The organism is Pseudomonas sp. BCA17, assembly GCF_004519405.1.
GTDB lineage: Bacteria > Pseudomonadota > Gammaproteobacteria > Pseudomonadales > Pseudomonadaceae > Aquipseudomonas.
The window spans coordinates 163,938-184,384 of the sequence record NZ_SGWI01000006.1 but is presented as its reverse complement, the minus strand read 5'-3'; the positions used below and the strand labels follow the sequence as shown (position 1 = coordinate 184,384).

Below are 20,447 nucleotides of genomic sequence, written 5' to 3'. Positions count from 1 at the left end.
AGGGCGCGAACAGAGGTCGATGGAAAAGAAGGGCCCTCGACTGCTGACATTTTCTGACAGGGTTCCCTGCTAAGCTGCTTCACTTTTTCGTTTTTCAGGGGCCGCTATGTCGCGTACCACTCGTCTACTGACTTTGCTCCAGGCCCTGCGGGGCAGGAAACGCCCGGTGACCGCCGCGGTGCTGGCAGCGCAATTGGAGGTTTCGGAGCGCACGCTGTACCGCGATATCGCCGAATTGACGGCTTTGGGTGCGCCGATTTTTGGCGAGGCCGGGGTAGGGTATGTACTGCGCGCCGGGCTGTTTCTGCCGCCATTGATGCTCAATGCCGAAGAAACCGAAGCCATTGTGCTGGGCCTGCGTTATGTGGATCAACGCGGCGATGAGGTACTGAGCCGCGCCGCCGCCAACGCGCTGGCGAAAATCGCTGATGTACTCGACCCCGCCGCCCAGGAAGCGCTGCGCAACCCGACGCTGTTACCTGGCCCGCCTGGCTTCGGCTATCCGGAAAACCGCGTCCCGCTCAATGTGTTTCGCGAAGCCATTCGCAACCAGGCCAAGTTGCATATCGACTACGCCGATGCCAGCCAGGCCCGGAGCCAGCGTCTGATCTGGCCGTTGGCGCTGGGTTTTCTCAATGAGGTGCGGGTCATTGTGGCGTGGTGTGAGTTGCGCGAGGCCTATCGTACCTTTCGTACCGACCGTGTGGCTGCCGCGGCGAGCCAGGGCGAGCGCTATCCGGGGCGGCGCAGTGACCTGCTGCGTGGCTGGCGCAGGCTGATGGAACAGCAGGAATCCGCTCCCTTTACTCCTGACAAAAGTTGACACAAACCTGGCTTAGCATGGCGCCATAAATCACCAAAAAAGGAGCTGCGCCATGTCCCTTCCTGAGTTGGCCCCGGCCATCGCGGCCTATATCGAGGCGGCCAATACTTACGATGCTTCGGTTGTTGCCCAGTGCTTTGCCGAGGATGCCAACGTATTCGATGAGGGCGAGCATCAGGTCGGCACTGCCGCCATTGCACGATGGATGGAGGACACCGGACGGCGTTACCAGCCCCGGGTCGAGGTGCTGAACGTGCAACACCGCACCGGCAAGGTGCTGGTCAGCAATGTGGTCCACGGCAATTTTCCCGGCAGCCCGCTGGAACTGCGCTACACCTTTCGCCTGAACGAGCAGGGCAAGATTTCACGGTTGGACATCTCGCTGTAAGTCATACTGGAGCCCATGACTTTCGACTCGCCGCTCGCCGCTTACCAACACGCCATCAACCAGCAAGGCTTCGTACCCGACGACGCCCAGCGTCAGGCGGTGGACGCCTTGCAGGCCTGCCATGAAGCCTTGCACCACGGCCGCTTGCCGACCACCGGGGTTTACCTGTGGGGGCCGGTGGGCCGTGGCAAGACCTGGTTGATGGACCAGTTCTACCAAAGCTTGCAAGTGCCCGCACGGCGCCAGCATTTTCATCACTTCATGGGGTGGGTGCATCAACGCCTGTTCCAGCTCACCGGCATTCAAGATCCGCTGCAGGCATTGGCCCGCGAGTTAAGCCGTGAAGTGCGTGTGCTGTGTTTTGATGAGCTGTTCGTCAATGATATTGGCGATGCGATCATCCTCGGCCGCCTGTTCCAGGTGATGTTCGAGGAGGGTGTGGTGATGGTCTGCACGTCCAATCAGCCGCCTGACCAACTGTACGCCGATGGCTTCAATCGCGAGCGCTTCCTGCCGGGCATCGAGGCGATCAAGCGGCATATGCGGGTAGTGGCGGTGGACGGCGTTGAAGACCACCGTTTGCATCCAGGGGTTGGCCTGCAGCGTTATTGGGTCAATCAGCCGGAGGCGCTCGCCGCGCTGTTCAAGCAACTGAGCGAAGGGCAGGGCGTATCCGACGGGCCGATCAGCGTGGGTCACCGAACGCTCGCGGCGGTGCAGGTCAGTGACACCGTGTTGTGGTGCCGTTATGCCGATTTGTGCGAGCAACCGCTGTCGGCGATGGACTTCATGCTGCTGTGCGATCGCTTCAAAGCCATTCTGCTGGGTGAAGTTCCCAGCCTGAGTGCGCAGACACGTCCAGGCCGGATAGCCCGCGGCACTGAGGACGGGGTGCAGCGTGTCGAAGCCGGTGATCGCGAATTGCCGGCACTGTCGGTTCACGATGACAGCGTGCGGCGCTTCATTGCGTTGGTGGATGAATGCTACGACCGCAAGGTACCGCTGTTTATCGAGGCGCAGGTGCCGCTGGACCACCTTTACACCGAAGGCTACCTGGCGTTCGCGTTCCGGCGCACCTTGAGCCGCTTGCAGGAAATGCAGTTGCAGCGTTTTGGCGCCTGAGAAAAATCCCCGTAAAGGGCGAATGGCACGTTTTTGATGCGCTCAACCTTCGTGCTTTCTGCCGTGCATTTGTAGTTAATCTCCTTCATCTACGTCCGCCCCACGCTTACAATCTTCCCCCTCAAAGGGAATCGGTTCCCTTGTTGTCGTGATCGAGGAAGGAAATGGACACCCCAGACATCCTGGTGCTGCAAGCAAGCTACACGAACCCCGTGCATGCTGAAGCCATTGGCCGAGTGCTTAATCATTACGCGCAGGACCCGATGGGCGGAGGCCAGGCATTGCCGGCCGACCTGTTGGAACAACTGCCTGCCGAATTGGCCAAGCGTGCCCATGCGTTCAGTGTGCTGGCGTTTGTCGGAGGTGAGCCGGCGGGGTTGGTCAATTGCTTTGAAGGGTTCTCGACCTTCGCCTGCCGCCCGCTGGTCAACGTCCACGACGTTGTGGTGATGGGCCCGTTCCGTGGCTTGGGGTTGAGTCAGAAAATGCTGCAGAAGGTTGAGGAGATCGCGCGTCAGCGGGGTTGCTGCAAGATCACCCTTGAAGTGCTGGAGGGTAACGCCGTGGCGCAATCGGCGTACCGCAAGTTTGGTTTCGAGGATTCGATCTTTGATCCGGCCCATGGCCGCATGTTGTTCTGGAAGAAGTCGCTTTAATAAAAAACGCCTATAAAAAAGGCGCCATTGAATGGCGCCAAGTTAACCTTTGCCAAAGGAGCGAAATGGCACAGGGTCATGCGGATTAAGTCAGTGTTAAGTTAACCCTTCGGAAGTTGTTCCGAACTTTTCTGTTCGACGGTAGAACTTTTTTCAGTCTTGCCGTCGGCCAAGGCAGTCTGTTCGCTCGTGCCATGGATTTGTTGCTGGGTGAAGCTGAAGTCGTTGTAGAACGCTTTCGAGCGCTCTGCACCGCCTTCTGCAAAGGCGGCGGCAGAGGTCAGGGTCATCAGGCCGGCAAGCATCAAAGTCGAAAGTTTCATGGCGGTATTCCCATTAAGAGTGATAGGTGTCCAGTCGTTCCGTGATCAGATTCATGGCGCGACTATAGGGCTATCTTATTAAGTGGGAATTAACGCGTGGGTACCCCGAAGTTAACGTTTTTGTTAACTTCGGGAGGACTGAGAATAATCAGGTCAATGATTATTTAGTTGCTACGCCGGCAGCATCCGGGTTCTTTGGCTTGAGCAGGCTGAAATCAATCAGGCTCTTTTGCTGACGTGCATAAGGGTCGCCAATCAAGCGTGGTCGCGGCTTGAAGCTGTCGTTGACCAGGCTTTTGCTGCGGTCCCACTCATCGAAACTCAGCCCGGCCAGGTCGGCCCAGGTGTGAATCAACTGCGAGCTGCTGTACGGGCGCTGCAGGTCTGCGGCGAAACTCCAGTCGTGGGTTTCACGCCATTTGGGCGAGGCGTACGCCATGAACGGAATGGTGTACATCGGCGCTGTCGGCTTGCCTTCGTTGCGCCCCAACGTGCTGTGGCCGGCCGAGTCGTAGACGTCTTCGCCGTGGTCCGAGAGGTACAGCAGGAAGCCGTTGGGATCGGTCTTGGCGTAGTCCTTGATCAGGCTGGATACCACGAAGTCGTTGTACAGCACAGCGTTGTCGTAGCTGTTGTAGATCGGCAGTTGTTCGTCGCTGATGCCGTCGGGTACGCCCTGGCGATCGGTGAATTTCTCGAAGGTCTGCGGGTAGCGGTACTGGTAGCTCATGTGGGTACCCAACAGATGCACCACGATGAACTTGCGCTCGGCGGTATCCGCCAGGGCCTTGGAGAACGGTTCCAGCACGTCGCCGTCGTACTGCCGGGCGTTCTGGTTACGGTTGTTGTTCAGGTATACCTGTTCATCGGCCTGTTCGGAAAAGGTCGTGAGCATGGTGTTGCGCTTGGTCATGGTCTGCTGGTTGGTGATCCAGAAGGTCTTGTAGCCGGCCTGTTTCATCACGCTGACGATTGACGGCGTCTTGAGGTAAAGGTCCGGGTTTTCTTCGTCGGCGAAGGTCAGCACCTGTTGCAGCGCTTCGATGGTGTAGGGGCGCGGGGTGATGACGTTATCGAACACGGCCAGTTGATCACGCAGCTTGTCCAGCTCCGGCGTGGTGTTACGCGGGTAACCGTAGAGGCTCATGCGCTGGCGGTTGGTGGACTCGCCGATGACCAGTACCAACGTAGACGGCTGGCCGGCCATGGTGTCCTTGAGGTTTTTCAACGGCGGGATCTGGCTGGCACTGGTCAGCATGCCTTGCATGTTGTTCAGTTGCTCGGTGTAGCGGCGATAGGCAACGATCATCTGCCATGGCACGGCCGGCTCGATGCGGGTCTCGAAGCGCTCGATGGCTTGTTCCCGGGTGTCGCTGGTGGCGAACTGCTTGACCAGTGGGTAACCGACAACGGCTACGACGATGGCGACGGCCGCCAGTATCGACTGGCCACGAGGCAGGTAGACCGGACGCAGGCGCGTCCACAGGAACACCGCCATGGCGGTATGGGCGATGAACGCCAATATGATCCACCAGGCAAAGTACTGGGTGGCATATTCGCCGGCTTCAGAAATGTTCGACTCGAACATGATGAAGATGACGCTCTGGGAGAATTCCTGCTGGTAGATGAAGAAATAACCCAGGCTGGCCATGGAGCACGCCCACAGCACCACACCGATCAAGGCGGCGAGCAGACGCGTGCGGCGCGGGAACAGCAGCATGGGCGCCAACCACAGCGCGCTCATGAAGAACGCTTGCCGGAAACCACTGAAGCCGGAAGTGCCGGTCAGTTGGATCAGTAGTTGGGTGATACCCGAGAAATACCAGAAAAACAGAAACAGCCAACCAAGGCCGGCCCAATCAAAGCCTTTCGCAGTCGTCGTGCTGCGTTTGAACATCGCCATCCAGCGCCCCATCAGTCATCAATGATTGCCGCACATAGGCGCACGGCATCAGGCCGCTCGGTAAGTGAGCGGCATCACGGATCGGAAGTATCGGGACAGGTATGTGAAAACTTCGTGAGTTTTCCGTAAGGATTGCCTTACGACGCTTTGCGTACAGGGCTCAGCATATCGCCGGCTTGGTGGCCGATGGCTGATCCAGTTGGGCTTGCAGGTGCGAGCGCAGGCGCAGGACCTCTTGCTGCAACTGATCACGTTCGTCTTTGAGCTGGCGCAGTTCATCACGACGAATGGTGACGTAGAGGGTTTGCGGCGGTCTGGTCATCTGTACTGTGCTCATTGCTTACCTCGCAAATAGCCGGTAGATCGCGGTGCCGGAGTGCTCGGGTAGAGGTTCTCGGCAACAGTCGGTAGCAAGTTTGAATTCTTTTTTGGATCAAGGGAACTTTTTTATTTTTGACGGTCGTGTGACTTTTGGCGGGGTGATGTTGAAACGATGGCAACTTTTTTGTCATGAAACTACACGGATCTGCTCAGGACTAATCCTCATTAGCCTCATTGCGCTATAAACTATGTCACACATTTTTTAGTAGTTAGGAGCATCAGCACATGCAACTGGGGATTATCGGACTAGGCCGCATGGGCGGTAACATTGCGCGGCGCCTGATGCTCAATGGGCATACCACCGTTGTATACGACCGTAACGAAGCATTCGTCAAAGGCTTGAGCGAGGAGGGCGCCACCGGCGTTGCCGACCTCAAGGCCCTGGTTGCCGGGCTGCAGAAGCCGCGCACCGTCTGGGTCATGCTGCCGGCAGGCGCACCTACCGAAGACACCATCACCGAGTTGAGCACGCTGTTGGAAGACGGTGATGCAATCATCGACGGCGGCAACACCAACTATAAGGACGATGTGCGTCGCGCCAAGGCCTTGGCCGAAAAAGGCCTGCATTACGTCGACGTCGGCACTTCCGGCGGTGTCTGGGGCCTGGAGCGCGGTTATTGCATGATGATCGGTGGCGACGCCGAGACCGTGCAGCGCCTTGACCCTATCTTCAAGAGCCTGGCCCCGGGGCTGGGCAGCATCCCGCGCACAAAGGACCGCGCTGCCGGTGCCGATCCGCGCGCCGAACAGGGCTACATCCACGCCGGCCCTGCGGGCTCCGGCCACTTCGTCAAGATGATTCATAACGGCATCGAGTACGGCATGATGCAGGCGTTCGCCGAAGGTTTTGACATCCTCAAGACCAAGAATTCGGAGAATCTGCCGGAAGACCAGCGTTTCGACCTCAACGTCGCCGACATCGCCGAAGTGTGGCGCCGTGGCAGCGTGGTGTCGTCGTGGTTGCTGGACCTGACCGCCGACGCGCTGGCCACCGACCCGAAACTCGACGGTTACTCCGGCTCCGTAGCCGACAGTGGCGAAGGTCGCTGGACCATCGAAGCCGCCATGGAACAGGCGGTACCGGTGCCGGTGCTGTCCACTTCGTTGTTCGCACGGTTCCGTTCGCGCCAGCAGAGCACTTACGGTGACAAAATGCTGTCTGCCATGCGCTTCGGCTTTGGCGGTCACGTGGAGACTTCCAAAAAATGACCGCCAACGGCAAGAAACCCAAGGCCGAACCCGCTCCGCCCACCACGCTGTTTCTGTTTGGTGCCCATGGTGATCTTGTAAAGCGCCTGCTGATGCCGGCGCTGTACAACCTCAGGCGCGACGGGCTGCTGGGTGATGGCCTGCGTATTGTCGGCGTTGATCACAACGCCATCAGTGACGTGGACTTCGCCAAGAAGCTTGAGGATTTTATTCGTACCGAGGCGTCTAGCAAGGTCCGGGGCAATGCTGGAAACGCATTGGACCCTGAGCTGTGGGCGCAGTTGGCCAAAGGTATCAGCTACGTCGAGGGCGACTTCCTCGACGACGCTACCTACGCCGATATCGGCAAGAAGATCGCCGACAGTGGCACCGGTAATGCGGTGTTTTACCTGGCCACCGCACCGCGTTTTTTCAGTGAGGTGGTGGAGCGCCTTGGCAACGCCGGGCTGCTCAACGAAACGGATGACGCCTTCCGGCGTGTGGTCATCGAAAAACCATTCGGCTCCGACCTGGCCACTGCCGAAGCGCTCAATGCGTGCCTGCTCAAGGTGATGAGCGAGAAGCAGATTTATCGCATCGACCATTACCTGGGCAAGGAAACGGTGCAGAACATCCTGATCAGCCGTTTCTCCAACGTGCTGTTCGAGGCTTTCTGGAACAACCACTACATCGACCACGTGCAAATCACTGCGGCCGAAACGGTCGGCGTGGAGACCCGGGGTAATTTCTTCGAGAAAACCGGCACCCTGCGCGACATGGTGCCCAACCACCTGTTCCAGTTGCTGGCAATGGTGGCCATGGAGCCGCCGGCGGCGTTTGGCGCCGACGCGGTACGCGGAGAGAAGGCCAAGGTAGTCGGTGCCATTCGGCCCTGGTCCCTGGAAGAGGCCCGGGCCAACTCCGTGCGCGGCCAGTACACCGCCGGAGAGATCGGCGGCAAGTCGTTGCCCGGCTACCGCGAAGAAGCCAATGTCGCACCCGACAGCAGCACCGAGACGTTCGTCGCCCTCAAGGTGATGATCGACAACTGGCGTTGGGTTGGCGTGCCGTTTTACCTGCGTACCGGCAAGCGCATGAGCATCCGCGACACCGAGATCGTGATCTGCTTCAAACACGCGCCCTATGCGCAGTTTCGCGACACGGAGGTGGACGAACTCAAGCCCACTTACCTGAAAATCCAGATCCAGCCCAACGAAGGCATGTGGTTCGACCTGTTGGCCAAAAAGCCTGGGCCGACTCTGGAAATGGCCAATATCGAACTGGGCTTCGACTACAAGGACTTCTTCGAAATGCAGCCGTCGACGGGTTATGAAACCCTGATCTACGACTGCATGACCGGCGACCAGACCCTGTTCCAGCGTGCCGATAACATCGAGAATGGCTGGCGCGCCGTGCAGCCGTTCCTGGATGCCTGGAAGGAGGATGACGGCATCCAGGCCTACAAGGCCGGTGAAGATGGTCCGGCAGCCGCCGATGCCTTGCTGGCCCGCGATGGCCGTACCTGGCACTTTCTCGGATGAGTGGGGCAGCGATTCACCCCATCCGATTCGTCTTGAGTGATATGGACGGGACGCTCTTGCACCCCGATCATCGGCCCAGCCAACGCACGCTTGATTCGGTACGCGCCCTGCGCGACGCCGGCGTGCTCTTCAGCCTGGCCAGCGGGCGGCCGCCCAAGGCCATGTTGCACATGATCGAAGCCTTCGGGATCGATGTGCCGGTAGCCGGCTTCAATGGCGGCACACTGATCAACCCGGACGGTAGCATCCTGGTTGCCCACCACCTGCCGGCCGAGGCGGCGTTGGTGGCGTTGGCGCTGTTTTCCGGCGAGCCGGACGTCGAGGTCTGGGTGTTTGCCGACGGTGACTGGCTGCGTCGCGACGCACCGGGGCCGATGGAACAGCGTGAGGCCGATGGTCTTGGCTATGGCCCGAAAGTGGTGGAGAGCTTCGAGCCGTATCTCGATCGGGTCGACAAGATTGTCGCTGCCAGCCAGAACACGCAGTTGCTGGTGGAACTGGAAGCGCGGTTGCAACCCAAAGTGCAGGGTCTGGCCCAGGTCTCGCGTTCGCAACCGGTCTATCTGGATGTGACGGCCATGTTGGCCAATAAAGGCGAAGCCTTGAAGACGCTGGCGGCGCACCTTGGGGTACCGCTGGAGCAGACAGCCGCCATCGGCGATGGCGGCAATGACCCGGCGATGTTTCATGTGGCGGGTTTTTCGATTGCCATGGGCCAGGCGGAAGAAACCGTCAAGCGCCAGGCCGATGTCGTCACCGGCAGCAATGTCGAGGATGGCGCGGCGCAAGCGTTTGAGCGCTTTATTCTAGCGCCGCGATAAACTCTCTAAGTTCCAATGCGCAACTTGCGGTCACTGCTTACAGTGACCGCAAGTTAGTGCATCGACTTACTTCGGCATTGCCCAGGACTGCAACTGATAGCCATCTTTGTCGAGTTCGGCGCGGGCCTGCAACAACAAGTCTTCCAATTGTGCCGGGTCGGTATAGGTGCTCGACGACAGCTGTTTGCTGCCGATACGGGTATTGGTGCGGTCAATGACGCTCAGGCTGAGGGCACCATTGCCATCATGCCAGGCTACGCACTGGAAGGGCTGGAAGGCACGGTCTGCGATCAAAAGAGCTTCGTTGATGCGGAGCGGGGCGTTCATGGGGATCTTCTCTCTAAATGCCCATTCAAGTGAAATGCCGTCGGTTGGGCTGACCGTGCGGCGGGTTACTTGTACTGATGCACGATGGCTGGGGATGGGTCACATCTTAAGACAAGAAATTTCAACTTTTCGTGATTGGCGTCATGTAAGCGGCTGTTTTGAAAGCTGAATGAAAGTGTGCAAGCGCCAGACTTTTTCCGCATGCGGTGAGGAAGTGGCTTTTTGCCGCCTACTTATAGCGAAACGGTACAAAGCAAGCGTCAAAATCTTGCTAGGGTTATCAGCAGCCAACACAAACTGTTGTTTCTGAATAACTTTAATAATTTTGGCGTCAGGGGATAGTCATGGTTGTTACACCTGTCCAGCGCCGCTTGCTCGTGGTTGACCCCTGTGACGATTGCCACGGGCTATTGCCCGGTTTGCGTAGCGCCGGGTGGGAGGTAGACAGTTGCGGCCTGGAAGCCGTAGGCGAGCGATCCTGCGATGTCGGCCTGTTGCGTTTGCAGCCCTGCCACCTGGAGCGTCCGGAGTCGGTCAAGGAGTTGATCAGTCGCAGCGGCACCGAATGGATCGCCGTGCTCAGCCAGGATGTGCTGCGCCTGCAAAACGTCGGTGACTTTGTGTGTGAATGGTTTTTCGACTTTCATACCTTGCCGTTCGATGTTTCCCGTGTGCAAGTGACCCTGGGCCGTGCCTTTGGTATGGCGCGCCTGCGCGGCAAATGCCATGCGCGGGTCGACGAGCCCGAGCATGAACTGCTGGGCGACAGCCGGCCGATCCGGGAACTGCGCAAGCTGCTGGCCAAACTGGCGCCCACCGAGTCACCGGTATTGATTCGCGGTGAAAGTGGCACGGGTAAAGAGTTGGTGGCCAAGACCCTGCATCGTCAGTCCCAGCGCCATGCCAAACCCTTTGTCGCGATCAATTGCGGTGCCATTCCCGAACACTTGATCCAGTCCGAGCTGTTTGGTCACGAAAAAGGCGCGTTTACCGGTGCCCATCAACGTAAGGTCGGGCGGATCGAAGCAGCCCACGGCGGTACGCTGTTCCTCGATGAGATCGGTGACCTGCCCATGGAGTTGCAGGCCAACCTGTTGCGTTTCCTGCAGGAGAAGCAGATCGAGCGTGTCGGCGGCAGCCAGCCCATCCCGGTGGATGTGCGGGTACTGGCGGCGACGCATGTCGACCTGGAAGCCGCCGTCGCAAAGGGTACGTTTCGTGAAGACTTGTATTACCGGCTCAATGTCCTGCAGGTGGTGACCGCGCCTTTGCGTGAGCGCCATGGCGATGTAGGGAAGCTGGCCAACCATTTCTCGCATTTCTACAGCCAGGAGACCGGGCGTCGTCCGCGCAGTTTCAGTGAGGATGCGTTGGTCGCCATGGGTGAACACCTGTGGCCGGGCAACGTGCGGGAGCTGGCCAACCGCGTACGACGCGGCCTGGTGCTGGCCGAGGGGCGACAGATCGAAGCTGTCGATCTGGGCTTGCAGAGCCGGCAGGCAATCGAGCCGGTGATGGCTACACTGGAAGATTATAAGCACCGTGCCGAACGCCAGGCTCTGTGCGATGTGCTCAACCGGCACAGCGACAACCTGAGTGTCGCAGCCCGCGTGCTGGGCGTGTCCAGGCCGACGTTCTACCGGTTGCTGCACAAACACCAGATCCGCTAGGGCGGGTAAACCGAAAAGCCCCGCAACGACCCTTATCGTTGCGGGGCTTTTCCTTGTGGGGCGAGCGGGCTTGTCACACCGTCGCGCCGCCTGCGCCGGGCTGCAAGGCAGCCCGTTGGGTCAGAAGTAATACGGGAACTTCAGACTGAAGCTGAACGACGGCGCATCCGGGGTGATCCCGATGGCCAGGTTCGGCACGATGGTCAGGTTGTCGGAGGCCGCGATGGTCATGCCCACGTTGAAGTAACCGGCGTTGGCATCACTGGAGACCACCGATTGCCAGTCGCCGCCATCCGGCTTGAGTTTGCTCTTGCGCTGCACCAGGTCGGAGACCGAGAACGACATACTCATCTTCTCGTTGAGCGCGAAGGCTACGCCGGCGCCGAGCTGGAAGCTGTCGCCCAGACGCACCTTGCCGCCCACCTTCTGGTTGATGTCACTGCTGATATCGTCAAACGAGTCTTCGAAGTTGTGGGTGTAGGACAGCGAGCCAAACAACACTGCCGGGTCGAAGGTCTTGACCAGGGAAATACCGGGGGTGATCGACCACACACCGTTACCCGTTGGCAGGCTTTCAGGCAGGTAGAGGTTGTCGTTGTTGGGTTGCTTGACCAGCTTGATGCCAAACGGATCTTTACCCGTAGGTGCCTTGACCCGCAAAGAAACCACCGCGTCCGGCAGGGAAGGGGTTTCGTCGAGGAATTTGTACGCCACACCGAAATTCACGTCGCCAAGCGTTGGATTACGGGTGACTGAAGCTTCCGATGTTGCGGTGGCATCGTTGCCGGCACCGCTCGACTGGTAGGTCGAGTCGCGGTACACCACCGGCGCGTTGACGTCGAACTGCCAGCGGTTATCCAGGTTGTAGCGCCCGGTCAGGTCAAGGGTCCAGCTATCGGACTTGATCCGGTCCAGGTTGATATTGCCAAGGAAGATCGAATCCAGCGCCAGGAAGCCGTTAAGGGTCAACTGACGCGCGTCGTAACGGGCATAGGTGATGCCGGTTTCAACGCTGAACTTGCCGTTGCCGAAAAAGCCGCTGGCTTCGTTATACAGGTTGCTCACACTTTGCGCGGGGGCAGAGTCGTCCTTGAGGGACTGCCCGTAGGAACTGCCGCCGCCTCCCGCACCGCCCGACGCCGCTGCAGCGCCTGTTCCCGCGATAGCCGTGCCGCCTTTCTTGAAGTCGGCGGGCGATTTGGCCAGGCGTCGAGGCGCGGGTGTGGCCGGCTGGTCTTCGACCTGGCGCACACGCTGCTCCAGCACCGCGAGGGCTTTTTGCTGCACGTCGTAGCGCTGCTTGAGCTCGAGGAGTTCCTGTTTGAGTGTTTCGATATCGGTATCTGGCGCAGCGTACAACATGGATGCGGGCAGTAATGTACTCAAACAGACCACCGCGCGTAGCGATAACGATCGTTGCATGAAATCAGCCGTCCTTTTCTAATGCGAAAGTGCCGAGGGTCAGCGTAGTTCAATAACCGAGATTGCGTAGGCCTTTGAGTTGATCCAGGTTGCAGTTCAACGCGCGGTTGTTCAATCCGTTGTTCATCACGACATTGAGCTGGGTCATGTTGTTGACGAAGTTGGTATTGCCGGTCAATACCGTACCTTGCAACACATTCCCGCCGCCGATCTGCTGCAGGCTGTTGCCCTGGTTATGATTGGCCTGGATCGCCATCTGCAATCCGCCGTTGTTGGCTGACACACTCACGCGGCCTGCCGCGCTGTCGCCGGTGACCGTACCGCCGGCGACCAGTACTTGCCCTGATTGCACCACATTGGAAGGGGCGAAACCGCTCTGGCTGATGTTGATGCCTACATCGTTGTAGGCGGTGTTGCCATCCCCGGCCGTGCGCACGCTCTGGGTCACGCCCTGGCCGCTGCCGAGTCCGGAGCCGCCCACCACATTACCGTTGCCGGTGTTCTGGTTGGTTCCGGTACCCGTGGAGCCGGTCGTCTGCACATAGAACTGCGGGGTGATGGTGGTTTTGTCGATCTGCATGCTGGCCTTGCCGGTAATGCTGTCGCCCACAGCGTTGGTCCAGGTGCTGCTCATGACAATGCCGAAGCTGATGATTCGCCCCGGCATCACGTAACGGCCGCGCAGGTCGGCCATTTCCGAGTCCTTGAGTTCGATCGGTTTGAACCCCGACGACGCATAAGCAGGCATTGAGGCTGCCAGACACAAAACGGTCAGCCAGCGGGAAGTGTTCATCTTCTGCTCCTGGAGCGTCCTGCTCCTTATTGCGCTTCTAGAAGAAGTCGCTCTGGATAAAACCGAAGTCCATCAGCTCGGCATCGCCCACAGGCTTGAACTCATTCATCAGGTTCTTGGCGGTCAGTGGTGCGGGTGGGCTGAGCAAGACATTGGTCTTGTCGTAACCCTCGCCCAGCACGGCGAATACGATGCCATTCCAGCCCTTGACGAAGTCGTCTTTCGAATAGCGCTTATGGCCCAGCACCGGGTCGCCGACATACACCCAGTCCTTGTCGGCGCGCTGCATCACCACAAAGTGCTTGTAGCCTCGGATTTCCAACAACACCACCACGGGGATTTTTACGGTCACCAGCGTCTCTGGCGCAATTTTGTAGCCTCGGGCACGCATGCCGATGCTTTCGAGATAGCGCTTCATGTCCAGCATGGAGAAGCCCTGGGTACGTACCAGTTCCTGGTCGGCGGTCACCAGCATGCCTTTGATGATGTGTTCTTCATCGACGTCCAGCCAATAGGCCTGGCGCAGGATGGTGGCGAGTGCCGCGGCACCGCAGCTGAAATCGGTTTTCTGTTCCACCAGGTTGGCGAAGCGCCGCTCACGGATACTCTCGACCTTCTTGAAGATGACTGTACCGCCAGGCATGGCGGAGATCGCCATGGTGCCTGCCCATGTGGGGCCGGCCAGCAGCATCAGGAGGGTGAGGGTCGCGAGGCGCATGATCGTATGACCTGTCGGACACTGGAATAAAAAAGGGCCTTGTTGCCAAGGCCCCGTTGGATCAGAAGCGCACGCCGCTGGCGCAGACGCTGCAACCCTGGCCGATCGACAGGCTGTTGCTGCCTTGGTTGCCGGCGCCGGATTGCAGGTTCACACCTACGTTACCGGAGTTGTGGTTAACCGAGTTGTCGAGGCTGGAGTTGTTGGACACGTATTGAGCCTTGCTGCCCCAGCCATAGCCGTGGCTGGTAGCGGCGGTGTTGAGGAAGGTGTTGTTGAGCGAGTTTTGCTCGGTGTTGGAAGCTGCCGCGATGTTTTTGCCATCGGAGGTGGTGATAGCCAGGTTGTTTTTACCCTGGTTGCCTTGACCGGCCTGACCGTTGTAACCCACGTTGCCGGAGTTATTGTTCACCGAGTTATCCAGCGACGCATTGTTTTGCGTGCCTTTGTTGGTGAAGGTGTTGTGCTGGCTGCCTTGGTCCACGTCGATCACTGCAAACACAGTTGCGAAGTCGCCTTTGGCACTGGAGATAGCACCGGCGTTGTCCGCCTGGTTGCCCGAGCCAGCCTGCGCGTTTACCCCAACGTTACCGCTGTTGTTAGTGACCGAGCCATCGGCAGAAGCATTGTTCTCGGTTTTGGTATCGTTGAATTTGTTGTGGTCACTTTTTTGTACATCTGTCACGACGGAGGCAACAGTACCGGTTGGTTGAGGCGCTGGATGCCAGCCACCCCCTGCTTGAGCTGCGGCAGCCATGAGTGCGGCGAGAGCGAAAACCATTGGTTTCAGAGCCATTTGAGGTTTCATGGTGTTTCTCCTTGCTTCTAATTAGTTGGTTAAGTGTTGGTACGGTCTGACGTGTGCTACCAAGCGTTTACTTGATAGTGATGCCCAGGGTGTTAGCCACTCGGTTCCCCACCCCGGCACTCTGGTTCACCTGAATCACTCCTCGGCTGCCGGTGAAGGCCTGGTCGCTTGTCACGACCTGGCGGCTGCCGGTGGTGGGGGTGAGCCCTGAGTCGGTTGCCAGCGTCGTTGTGTTCTGCTGCAACAAGACGCTGTCGTCGATGCTGAGCGGGCCAGGGTTTAGGCTGATCCGCACGGCATTGACTGATTGATTATTGGCCCCGGCCGACTGGTTGATGCCCAGTACACCGTTGCCGTTGCTGAAAGAGGTACCCTGGATCGCCGCCTTGGCGTTCAGGGAAGGGTCGACGCTGCCATCCATTCGCTGGATGTTGAGGGTGGTGGCCTGACCGCCCAGGGTAACGGCGCGGTTGTTGGCCATCTGTTGCTGGTTGCCTGCGGCCTGGTTGATCGACAGATTGCCGCCGTATGCCTGCCCGCTGTCGTTGACCACCGCGGTGTTGTCGGCCATGGCCGAAGCGCTGCCCAATAGGGCCAGGATCACCAGGGAACGGTTCATCATTTGCCCCCCATCATGCTGCCGATGTTGTTCAGGGGCGCCATGCCGCGTTGGATCGAGTCACTGATCTGCCCACCCATGCTGCTGCCTGCACCATGGCCGGCGGCTGAGCCGGCACTCAAGGTCGACATGCCGTTCTGGGTGGCCTGCAGGTGGTTCAAATTGCTGCTGGATTGAACGGCTTGCACGATGCTCGAGCCGCTGCTGATACCGCCAATCGCCGCATCACTGAGTTCGCCGGTGGCGCCTATGACGTCACGGCTTGGATTGGCGTTGGCAGTGGTGGGGTAGGGGTCGGGACCGAAGGAGGGGCGCCCGTACATATGACCCTGTACGTCACGGCCTGTCACGATAACGCCGTCGCCTGCATAGCTCGGAACGCTGAGGCCGACACTGAGTGCACAGCTGATCAGCAGCATGTTCATCGAAACTTGAGTGCGAGTAGCCACGGCGGCATTCCTTATTCTTGGCGCTGACCCTAAACAGCGCTGCAAGAGGTAGAGCAGAAGGTGTGCCGCTTTTTATTTATTGTTTTTATTCAATGAGATAGGTTTTTTTCAGGGCGAAGTGATGGCCAAGGTGTTTCATCGCTGAGACAGTTGCCATTCCATGGGATATGCCGGGCCCCAAAGTAAGGTTGTCTCAGCGATGAAACACTGCGCATGACAAAACGATGAATCCACCAGGGGCGGGCCATCCAGCGCAGGTGGGTGTTTCAAAAATGGACACTGCAGGCGCGAACAAGGCTGCTTCGGCAGCTGGAAGGCTCAGCCCTTGGGCGTTTTACGCGGGATGGAGTTGAGTACGGGATTGCCATCCAGGTTCTGGGTCAGGTAGACCGGCAGTACTTTCGGCAGGGAGGGGATGAGGTTGCTGACTTCATTGATGTTGTAGATGCCGCCGATACGAATGGTCCCGGTACTGGCGTCTGCCAGCATCACCGGTTTTTCCAGGTAACGGTTGATCAAGGGCAACGCATCGACGAGGGCCAGGTTGTCGAGGATCAGCTTGCCCTGGCGCCAGGCCAAGGCGTTATCGTCGGGGGCGATCGCCTTCACGCGCGGCGTCGCGTCGCCGGGTTGGTAGCTGGCCTGCATGCCGGGCGTCAGTGGCACGCTGCCGTGCACCTTGTCGCTGGAAATCTGTACCGAGCCTTCAAGCAGCATCACCCGCACCTGGTCTTCATATTTCCAGACGTTGAATTGAGTGCCGGTGACCCGCACCTGGCCTTCGCCGGCGCGCACGATAAACGGATGTTCGCGGTCATGGCTGACGTTGAAGAAGGCCTCGCCTTTTTTCAGCATGACCCGACGCTGGTCCTTATAGTTGCTGTAGGTCAACTCTGTTCCCAGGTTGAGTTCCACCTGGCTGCCATCGCCCAGCGTGACCTGCCGCAACCCGCGGGTGGCGTCATAGCGTTCATAAGCGTTCGGCAACCAGCCCGCTTCCCAGCCGGTAAAGGCGACCAGGGGCAACGCAAGCAGGCTGATGGCTGCCGCGACCGCGTAAGTGCGCAAACGGCTGCGAGACTTGGACGCCACCGGCACTACGACGGCGGTGGGTTCATTGCGCGGCAGGTGATCGGCAACGTCCCAGATCTCCAGCATCGCCGCGTATTCAAAAGCGTGCAGAGGATGGGCGTCGTGCCATTGGGCAAAAGCCTCACGTTCAGCCTTCGTGCAATCGCTGGCGTGCAAACGCATGCACCACTGCGCAGCCGCATCGGTTATGGCGTCATATTCGGCTTCTGAGAGGGACTTTTCGGTCATTAACTCATCCTGATTTCGTACATTCTAACCTCCGTAACAGGGCAACGAGAACTGCCATCATGGCGATTGCATGTCAACTGCGACTGGTTCTCGTTTGATACACAACTGCTGTGTCAGGTTGAAGCCCTGTGGCGAGGGAGCTTGCTCCCGTGGCGGCCTATGGGCCGACCAGTATGTTGGAATGGACTGTGTACACATCCATTGCTGAGGCAACGGCGGCTAAGATCAAAAGCAAGATCAAAAACACAGCAAACACGCATCAGGGCCGTCATTTGTGTAGACACCTATGCTTCTGAAGGTACCGAAAAACGCAGGTTGACAGTGGGCTTGCCCCGCGGTGTTTAATCGTCGGCCTGGATACCCAGTCTTGTCGCCCCTTCCAATCATAAAATCGGAGCTTCAGATGTCTCAGGTCCATGAGCGGGCGTTGGCCCGCATCGGTTTTGCCGAGCTGGTGGCGTTGCTGCATCGGGTTTTCGTACTGCACGGTACATCACCGCAGGTCGCGGCGACCCTGGCACGCAACTGCGCGAGCGCCGAGCGCGATGGTGCCCACAGTCACGGCATTTTCCGTATACCCGGCTATGTCAGTACCCTGGCCAGCGGCTGGGTGAATGGCAAGGCCGAACCGGTCGTCACGGACGTCGCCTCGGGCTTTGTGCGCGTGGACGCCGGCAATGGTTTTGCCCAGCCGGCCCTGGAGGCCGCCCGCCCGTTGCTGGTGGAAAAAGCCCGTAGCGCCGGGATTGCACTGTTGGCCATTCATAACTCCCATCACTTTGCCGCCTTGTGGCCGGACGTCGAACCGTTCGCCGAAGAGGGCCTGGTGGCGTTGAGCGTGGTCAACAGCATGACCTGCGTGGTGCCCCATGGTGCCGACCGTCCATTGTTCGGCACCAACCCCATCGCCTTCGCTGCGCCGCGTGCCGATGGCTTGCCTATTGTGTTTGACCTGGCGACCAGTGCCATCGCCCACGGCGACGTACAGATCGCCGCACGCAAGGGGGAGCGCCTGCCACCGGGGATGGGCGTCGACAGCCTGGGGCAGCCGACCCAAGACCCGAAGGCGGTGTTGGAGGGTGGCGCGTTGCTGCCCTTTGGCGGGCACAAGGGCTCGGCGTTGTCGATGATGGTGGAGTTGCTGGCGGCGGCCTTGACCGGTGGCAATTTTTCTTTCGAATTCAATTGGGCCGACCATCCAGGGGCACGTACGCCTTGGACTGGGCAGTTGCTGATAGTGATCGACCCGAGCAAGACCGCGGGCCAGAGCTTCGCCGAGCGCAGCCAGGAGTTGGTGCGACAGATGCATGCGGTAGGGCTGCGGCGGTTGCCTGGGGATCGACGTCATCGCACACGGCAGCGGTCAGACGAGCAGGGCATCGAGGTGGACGCTGAAGAGTTGGCACGCCTGCGAGAGCTGGTCGGCCAATAAACAGGCTGCGCCATGTCTGGCGCAGCCTGTTTCGATCAGTTGCGGCGACCCAGCAACAGGCCGACCACCAGGCCGAAGCCTGCGGAAATCGCTACGGTCTGCCATGGGTGGCCACCGATGTAGGTTTCGGTGGCATCGACCACTGGCTTGCTGCGTTCGCGCACGTTGGACACCGAGTCCAGGGCTTGTTTGAGCTTGATGGCAACCTGCTCACGCAGGGTTTCACCTTCTTCACCAACGAGGGATGCGCTGCTTTTGAGCAGCTTGTCCGACTCCTCGATCAGCGCGGTCAATTCGCTGAAGGCTTGATCCTTGATTTGGTCTTCGACGGCTTGGGCAGTGGTTTTGCGGGCCATTGGGTGACTCCTTGCAAGTGAATGTGACAGAAAACAGGCAGTGAACAATGGAGTATCGGGCCGTGGCAAAAGTTGCAGTTTTTTTGCGCCTGGGCCGTTAAGGGGCAAATCCGGATCGGGAAGTTTCGACCTACAGTGTAAGATGTCGTCTATTTGTGCAGCAGGTAATTCAACATGAGCTTCAATCTCGCCAACAAGACCCTCGCCGAACGCGCCGAGCTGGAAGATGAAAAGTCCCGACTTTACGAGCTGTGGCAAACCAACCTCGGCAAAGCCAAAGGTGAAGCCGCGCGGCTGTTCGGCGAGCGTGCCAAGCGCAAGGGCAAGTGGGCCGAATGGGTCCGGGCCGAACTCGACGGTATGTCGCCGCCGGAGTTTTCCAACATGGTGCGCAGTGAAGTCAACAAGCTGATGGCGGCGCCTAAATAAAACACGCCACAATCGCTTCACGCACCTTCAGCAACATCGGATCGAGTTGGGCCTGGGTGCGCCAGCCCAACTCCACCGGATAGCGCGGCAGCGCCAGCGGGCAAGGCAGTACGCGCAAGCCTGTCATGCGGGCGATGGCCTCGGCGGCATGACCGGGAATGGTTGCCACAGCCTGGCTGCCCTTGAGCAAGTAGGGCAGCGCGGCAAAGTGGCTGGTGGATGCGCACACCTGGCGGCTCAACCCCTGTGCCGCCAACCCTTCATCGGTAATCCCGATAAACCCGCCCGACGACACCAGCACATGCTCGCGTGTGACGAAATCATCCAGGCCGATGCTGGTCTGGTCCGAGTCCACCAGGCAGCGGTAATCGCCTTCTCCCACGACTTGACGGCTTAGCCTCCCTTGAGCAAAGCCACCGGCGGTGATCGCCAGGTCCAGGGTGCGATCGAGCAGGGCGGCAGCAACAATCTGGCTATGGGTCTGACGGAAAATCACCCGCAGTTTCGGTGCACGCTGTGCGATTGCCTCCATGAACTGGCGGCCATAGGCAATCTCGAAATCATCGGACAAGCCCACCACCACCGAGCGTCCCTGATACTGCTGGATATCCGGGTCGACCATTGCCAGGCTCTGGCGACAACGGTCCAGCGCTTCACTGATCACCGGTTTCAATTGATTGGCCCGTAGCGTCGGCGCCAGGCCACGCCCGGTGCGCACGAACAATGGGTCGTCATATACCTCGCGCAGACGTCGCAGACCCGCGCTGATGGCCGATTGCGTGACACCCAGGCGCAAGGCCGCGCGGCTGGCGCTGGACTCGTCATGCAGGGCTTCGAAGGTTTTCAGCAGGTTGAGGTCGACCTGGGTGATATTCATATGGCTCATATCATTTAGTGCTGGAGTGGGCTTTATTCATGATCGAGGCTGACGCGAGAATGGGCAACCGCTAATGCCAGT

At 59.2% G+C, this 20,447-nt stretch carries 23 protein-coding genes; 10 read left to right on the top strand and 13 right to left on the bottom strand.

The features are described from left to right. The first annotated feature begins 106 nt into the window (after window positions 1–106). The 4 genes from EXW71_RS21620 (at window position 107) to EXW71_RS21605 (ending at window position 2,989) form a co-directional block, all read left to right on the top strand. Window positions 107–823 carry a YafY family protein gene (locus EXW71_RS21620; protein WP_123718782.1) on the top strand — a complete coding sequence of 239 codons (717 nt, stop codon included), beginning with the start codon at window positions 107–109 and terminating at the stop codon, window positions 821–823. A 52-nt stretch (window positions 824–875) separates the two neighbouring features. Further along, window positions 876–1,211: a nuclear transport factor 2 family protein gene (locus EXW71_RS21615; RefSeq protein WP_123718783.1), complete on the top strand. Its 336-nt coding sequence runs from the start codon at window positions 876–878 to the stop codon at window positions 1,209–1,211. Between the two features lie 15 nt (window positions 1,212–1,226). Then, the gene (gene zapE, locus EXW71_RS21610; RefSeq protein WP_134660826.1) at window positions 1,227–2,333 is read left to right on the top strand and encodes a cell division protein ZapE; all 1,107 of its coding nucleotides are present in this window, start codon (window positions 1,227–1,229) and stop codon (window positions 2,331–2,333) included. A gap of 164 nt (window positions 2,334–2,497) precedes the next feature. Beyond that, complete coding sequence (locus tag EXW71_RS21605) at window positions 2,498–2,989, top strand: GNAT family N-acetyltransferase (protein ID WP_134660825.1); 492 nt, start codon at window positions 2,498–2,500, stop codon at window positions 2,987–2,989. A 101-nt stretch (window positions 2,990–3,090) separates the two neighbouring features. Here EXW71_RS21605 and EXW71_RS21600 read toward each other — a convergent pair whose 3' ends face one another. The 3 genes from EXW71_RS21600 to EXW71_RS28835 all read right to left on the bottom strand — a co-directional run bounded on the left by EXW71_RS21600 (window position 3,091) and on the right by EXW71_RS28835 (window position 5,552). After that, window positions 3,091–3,312 (bottom strand): hypothetical protein, encoded by a 222-nt coding sequence (locus EXW71_RS21600; protein ID WP_134660824.1) that lies wholly within the window; start codon window positions 3,310–3,312, stop codon window positions 3,091–3,093. A gap of 160 nt (window positions 3,313–3,472) precedes the next feature. Continuing rightward, window positions 3,473–5,215 (bottom strand): phosphoethanolamine transferase CptA, encoded by a 1,743-nt coding sequence (locus tag EXW71_RS21595; protein ID WP_134660823.1) that lies wholly within the window; start codon window positions 5,213–5,215, stop codon window positions 3,473–3,475. Window positions 5,216–5,375: 160 nt separating this feature from the next. Next, the gene (locus EXW71_RS28835) at window positions 5,376–5,552 is read right to left on the bottom strand and encodes a DUF6026 family protein (protein WP_167659677.1); all 177 of its coding nucleotides are present in this window, start codon (window positions 5,550–5,552) and stop codon (window positions 5,376–5,378) included. 269 nt (window positions 5,553–5,821) lie between these two features. Here EXW71_RS28835 and gnd point away from each other — a divergent pair, with 269 nt between their 5' ends. The 3 genes from gnd to EXW71_RS21580 are packed head-to-tail and all read left to right on the top strand — an operon-like array spanning window position 5,822 to window position 9,146. Continuing rightward, complete coding sequence (gene gnd, locus EXW71_RS21590; protein ID WP_134660822.1) at window positions 5,822–6,805, top strand: phosphogluconate dehydrogenase (NAD(+)-dependent, decarboxylating); 984 nt, start codon at window positions 5,822–5,824, stop codon at window positions 6,803–6,805. After that, on the top strand, window positions 6,802–8,325 hold the full coding sequence (gene zwf / locus EXW71_RS21585) for a glucose-6-phosphate dehydrogenase (RefSeq protein ID WP_134660821.1): 1,524 nt from the start codon (window positions 6,802–6,804) through the stop codon (window positions 8,323–8,325). The genes gnd and zwf overlap by 4 nt, the downstream gene beginning before the upstream one ends. Then, the gene (locus EXW71_RS21580) at window positions 8,322–9,146 is read left to right on the top strand and encodes an HAD family hydrolase (protein WP_134660820.1); all 825 of its coding nucleotides are present in this window, start codon (window positions 8,322–8,324) and stop codon (window positions 9,144–9,146) included. Before zwf ends, EXW71_RS21580 begins: the two co-directional genes overlap by 4 nt. A gap of 66 nt (window positions 9,147–9,212) precedes the next feature. On the opposite strand, the gene EXW71_RS21575 is transcribed toward EXW71_RS21580, so the two are convergent. Next, a complete protein-coding gene (locus tag EXW71_RS21575; protein WP_088423840.1) occupies window positions 9,213–9,473 on the bottom strand; it encodes a hypothetical protein in 261 nt (86 codons plus the stop codon). Between the two features lie 344 nt (window positions 9,474–9,817). Between EXW71_RS21575 and EXW71_RS21570 the strand changes: the two genes are divergently transcribed. Further along, window positions 9,818–11,143, top strand: a complete 1,326-nt coding sequence (locus tag EXW71_RS21570; protein ID WP_123718791.1) for a sigma-54 dependent transcriptional regulator — start codon at window positions 9,818–9,820, stop codon at window positions 11,141–11,143. Between the two features lie 120 nt (window positions 11,144–11,263). Here EXW71_RS21570 and EXW71_RS21565 read toward each other — a convergent pair whose 3' ends face one another. From EXW71_RS21565 to EXW71_RS21535, 7 genes are all read right to left on the bottom strand, one after another. Next, complete coding sequence (locus EXW71_RS21565) at window positions 11,264–12,565, bottom strand: autotransporter outer membrane beta-barrel domain-containing protein (RefSeq protein ID WP_134660819.1); 1,302 nt, start codon at window positions 12,563–12,565, stop codon at window positions 11,264–11,266. A gap of 49 nt (window positions 12,566–12,614) precedes the next feature. Then, window positions 12,615–13,358, bottom strand: coding sequence for a hypothetical protein (locus EXW71_RS21560; protein WP_134660818.1), 744 nt, complete (start codon window positions 13,356–13,358; stop codon window positions 12,615–12,617). Window positions 13,359–13,395: 37 nt separating this feature from the next. Beyond that, complete coding sequence (locus EXW71_RS21555) at window positions 13,396–14,076, bottom strand: C39 family peptidase (RefSeq protein ID WP_134660817.1); 681 nt, start codon at window positions 14,074–14,076, stop codon at window positions 13,396–13,398. A 61-nt stretch (window positions 14,077–14,137) separates the two neighbouring features. Continuing rightward, the gene (locus EXW71_RS21550) at window positions 14,138–14,884 is read right to left on the bottom strand and encodes a hypothetical protein (RefSeq protein ID WP_134660816.1); all 747 of its coding nucleotides are present in this window, start codon (window positions 14,882–14,884) and stop codon (window positions 14,138–14,140) included. 67 nt (window positions 14,885–14,951) lie between these two features. Then, a complete protein-coding gene (locus EXW71_RS21545; protein ID WP_134660815.1) occupies window positions 14,952–15,503 on the bottom strand; it encodes an adhesin in 552 nt (183 codons plus the stop codon). Beyond that, a complete protein-coding gene (locus EXW71_RS21540; RefSeq protein ID WP_134660913.1) occupies window positions 15,503–15,928 on the bottom strand; it encodes a hypothetical protein in 426 nt (141 codons plus the stop codon). The genes EXW71_RS21545 and EXW71_RS21540 overlap by 1 nt, the downstream gene beginning before the upstream one ends. A gap of 342 nt (window positions 15,929–16,270) precedes the next feature. Beyond that, window positions 16,271–17,272, bottom strand: a complete 1,002-nt coding sequence (locus EXW71_RS21535; protein WP_134660814.1) for a FecR family protein — start codon at window positions 17,270–17,272, stop codon at window positions 16,271–16,273. A gap of 403 nt (window positions 17,273–17,675) precedes the next feature. Between EXW71_RS21535 and EXW71_RS21530 the strand changes: the two genes are divergently transcribed. Next, a complete protein-coding gene (locus EXW71_RS21530; RefSeq protein ID WP_134660813.1) occupies window positions 17,676–18,704 on the top strand; it encodes an Ldh family oxidoreductase in 1,029 nt (342 codons plus the stop codon). A 35-nt stretch (window positions 18,705–18,739) separates the two neighbouring features. On the opposite strand, the gene EXW71_RS21525 is transcribed toward EXW71_RS21530, so the two are convergent. Then, complete coding sequence (locus EXW71_RS21525; protein WP_123718799.1) at window positions 18,740–19,060, bottom strand: YqjD family protein; 321 nt, start codon at window positions 19,058–19,060, stop codon at window positions 18,740–18,742. 174 nt (window positions 19,061–19,234) lie between these two features. Here EXW71_RS21525 and EXW71_RS21520 point away from each other — a divergent pair, with 174 nt between their 5' ends. After that, window positions 19,235–19,489, top strand: a complete 255-nt coding sequence (locus tag EXW71_RS21520) for a hypothetical protein (protein ID WP_123718800.1) — start codon at window positions 19,235–19,237, stop codon at window positions 19,487–19,489. Here EXW71_RS21520 and EXW71_RS21515 read toward each other — a convergent pair. Beyond that, window positions 19,482–20,366 carry a LysR family transcriptional regulator gene (locus EXW71_RS21515; protein ID WP_134660812.1) on the bottom strand — a complete coding sequence of 295 codons (885 nt, stop codon included), beginning with the start codon at window positions 20,364–20,366 and terminating at the stop codon, window positions 19,482–19,484. The genes EXW71_RS21520 and EXW71_RS21515 overlap by 8 nt on opposite strands. Window positions 20,367–20,447 lie beyond the last annotated feature (81 nt).

Bases quoted from the DNA above. Each gene is read 5' to 3' on its own strand.
- EXW71_RS28835 (WP_167659677.1), bottom strand. From the start codon at position 5,552: ATGAGCACAGTACAGATGACCAGACCGCCGCAAACCCTCTACGTCACC.
- EXW71_RS21595 (WP_134660823.1), bottom strand. From the start codon at position 5,215: ATGGCGATGTTCAAACGCAGCACGACGACTGCGAAAGGCTTTGATTGG.
- EXW71_RS21540 (WP_134660913.1), bottom strand. From the start codon at position 15,928: ATGAACATGCTGCTGATCAGCTGTGCACTCAGTGTCGGCCTCAGCGTT.
- EXW71_RS21535 (WP_134660814.1), bottom strand. From the start codon at position 17,272: ATGACCGAAAAGTCCCTCTCAGAAGCCGAATATGACGCCATAACCGAT.
- zwf (WP_134660821.1), top strand. From the start codon at position 6,802: ATGACCGCCAACGGCAAGAAACCCAAGGCCGAACCCGCTCCGCCCACC.
- EXW71_RS21600 (WP_134660824.1), bottom strand. From the start codon at position 3,312: ATGAAACTTTCGACTTTGATGCTTGCCGGCCTGATGACCCTGACCTCT.
- EXW71_RS21525 (WP_123718799.1), bottom strand. From the start codon at position 19,060: ATGGCCCGCAAAACCACTGCCCAAGCCGTCGAAGACCAAATCAAGGAT.
- EXW71_RS21615 (WP_123718783.1), top strand. From the start codon at position 876: ATGTCCCTTCCTGAGTTGGCCCCGGCCATCGCGGCCTATATCGAGGCG.
- EXW71_RS21515 (WP_134660812.1), bottom strand. From the start codon at position 20,366: ATGAATATCACCCAGGTCGACCTCAACCTGCTGAAAACCTTCGAAGCC.
- gnd (WP_134660822.1), top strand. From the start codon at position 5,822: ATGCAACTGGGGATTATCGGACTAGGCCGCATGGGCGGTAACATTGCG.
- EXW71_RS21605 (WP_134660825.1), top strand. From the start codon at position 2,498: ATGGACACCCCAGACATCCTGGTGCTGCAAGCAAGCTACACGAACCCC.
- EXW71_RS21555 (WP_134660817.1), bottom strand. From the start codon at position 14,076: ATGCGCCTCGCGACCCTCACCCTCCTGATGCTGCTGGCCGGCCCCACA.
- EXW71_RS21520 (WP_123718800.1), top strand. From the start codon at position 19,235: ATGAGCTTCAATCTCGCCAACAAGACCCTCGCCGAACGCGCCGAGCTG.
- EXW71_RS21575 (WP_088423840.1), bottom strand. From the start codon at position 9,473: ATGAACGCCCCGCTCCGCATCAACGAAGCTCTTTTGATCGCAGACCGT.
- EXW71_RS21560 (WP_134660818.1), bottom strand. From the start codon at position 13,358: ATGAACACTTCCCGCTGGCTGACCGTTTTGTGTCTGGCAGCCTCAATG.
- EXW71_RS21550 (WP_134660816.1), bottom strand. From the start codon at position 14,884: ATGAAACCTCAAATGGCTCTGAAACCAATGGTTTTCGCTCTCGCCGCA.
- zapE (WP_134660826.1), top strand. From the start codon at position 1,227: ATGACTTTCGACTCGCCGCTCGCCGCTTACCAACACGCCATCAACCAG.
- EXW71_RS21620 (WP_123718782.1), top strand. From the start codon at position 107: ATGTCGCGTACCACTCGTCTACTGACTTTGCTCCAGGCCCTGCGGGGC.
- EXW71_RS21570 (WP_123718791.1), top strand. From the start codon at position 9,818: ATGGTTGTTACACCTGTCCAGCGCCGCTTGCTCGTGGTTGACCCCTGT.
- EXW71_RS21565 (WP_134660819.1), bottom strand. From the start codon at position 12,565: ATGCAACGATCGTTATCGCTACGCGCGGTGGTCTGTTTGAGTACATTA.
- EXW71_RS21530 (WP_134660813.1), top strand. From the start codon at position 17,676: ATGTCTCAGGTCCATGAGCGGGCGTTGGCCCGCATCGGTTTTGCCGAG.
- EXW71_RS21545 (WP_134660815.1), bottom strand. From the start codon at position 15,503: ATGAACCGTTCCCTGGTGATCCTGGCCCTATTGGGCAGCGCTTCGGCC.
- EXW71_RS21580 (WP_134660820.1), top strand. From the start codon at position 8,322: ATGAGTGGGGCAGCGATTCACCCCATCCGATTCGTCTTGAGTGATATG.